Raw genomic sequence first — 1,309 nt, 5'->3', positions numbered from 1 at the left:
GGCGGGGGACCGCCACCTCAACTTCCACGAGACCCGGGACAACCTCGCGCCGTCCGCGCAGGGCGCCGGCCCGCTGCTCGGGGTCGACCACGGCCTCGGTGGGGCAGCCGCAGTTGCCCTGGCTCCAGCACCGGTCCCCACCCCAGGGGCAGTCGGGGTCGAGGCAGTCGCTCGCGGAGGTAGGCAGCCCAGTCGGCGTCGCTGGCGTGCGGCCGCGCGCACGAAGGCAGCGCTTCACGCCGACACCCCCGGCCAGCTCTCGGTCTCCGAGGCCGCGCTGAGCTGGAGCTCGGCAACGTGTCCGTCGATGAGGCAACCGCAGGGTTGGGCGAGGGCGACGATGACCCCTTCCTGCATGCCGGGAACGCGGGCGTACTGCTCTTCCGTGCCGCTGGTCGGGTGGTCGCAGATCGGGCAGCCGGGGGAATGGCCGGCCAGCCAGTCCAGTGCTTCCAGCGGGTCGCCGCCATGGCGCGCTGTCCTGCCCATCCGGCCGCTCAGCTAGCCACGCCGGAGCTCACACGCCAGGCACGCTTCGCAGCGTCACAGCCACTGCTGAGTGGTCGGAAAGCCTGCCCGCCCCTTCCCACGTGCCTTCCCAGCCGACCCAATCCACCCGCTCGAGGACATGGCCCACAGGGGCTGCGGCGCAGATGTGGTCAATCGGGGGGTGCTGCAGAAGCCCCTGCGGCAGGTGCTCATCGTCCGTAAAGCAGGTCAGATCTGCCTGCTTCAAGGAGTCGCGCAGGAGCTGCCGACCTGCGGTCGTCCCGTAATAGTGCTTGGCGCCGAGTGACTGATTGAGATCCCCGGCGACGATGAATACGGAGCCGGGGTTCTCTTCGCGCAGGGCCCGCCACACCGCGCCCTGAAGAGAAGTGACTCGCATGAACTCTGACCAGTTCGGCAGGGGAGCGGCTGGGTCCGGCATCGGCCCCGGATCCGTGTGCCACGGGAGCACGGTGCCATAGACGACCATCCCGCCAGCCACCTCTGCCGCGGCAGTGCGCACCGGGTCCTTTGTTGCTAGCTGGCGGACTGGGAGTCGACTCCAGATGGTGACCCATCGACCTCCCGCAGCGGCCGTCGGCCGTTGATCGCTGGACACGGCAACGTATGGAACCGGCAGGGCAAGTGCGTCGTGCGTCTCCGTCAGCACCAGGACGTCGCAGTCACCGGCAAGCAACCGCTCGAGGCGCGCGGCATTCTTTACCGGCTCATCGCAGTTGAGGGTGTAGCGGCGGTTGGCGCGTCGGTCCCGGGATAGGCGTCGAGGTCTCCCGAGGATGGAAGTTCTCACACTGCCCAT

2 protein-coding genes are annotated in these 1,309 nt (G+C 69.1%); both read right to left on the bottom strand.

Annotation, left to right across the window (positions count from 1 at the left end; all coding sequences use genetic code 11):
- Nucleotides 1-234: 234 nt before the first annotated feature.
- Nucleotides 235-489: a hypothetical protein gene (locus BLW04_RS25555; RefSeq protein ID WP_091548466.1), complete on the bottom strand. Its 255-nt coding sequence runs from the start codon at nt 487-489 to the stop codon at nt 235-237.
- Between the two features lie 28 nt (nt 490-517).
- A partial coding sequence (locus BLW04_RS27905; protein WP_139307057.1) for an endonuclease/exonuclease/phosphatase family protein occupies nt 518-1,309 on the bottom strand: 792 nt, incomplete at its 5' end.

The organism is Modestobacter sp. DSM 44400 (assembly GCF_900107175.1).
Lineage (GTDB): Bacteria > Actinomycetota > Actinomycetes > Mycobacteriales > Geodermatophilaceae > Modestobacter.
The sequence above is the reverse complement of the archived record's forward strand: the minus strand, read 5'-3'. Positions and strand labels throughout refer to the sequence as shown.

Excerpts from the sequence above, each read along its gene's own strand:
- BLW04_RS25555 (WP_091548466.1), bottom strand. The coding sequence starts at position 489 with ATGGGCAGGACAGCGCGCCATGGCGGCGACCCGCTGGAAGCACTGGAC.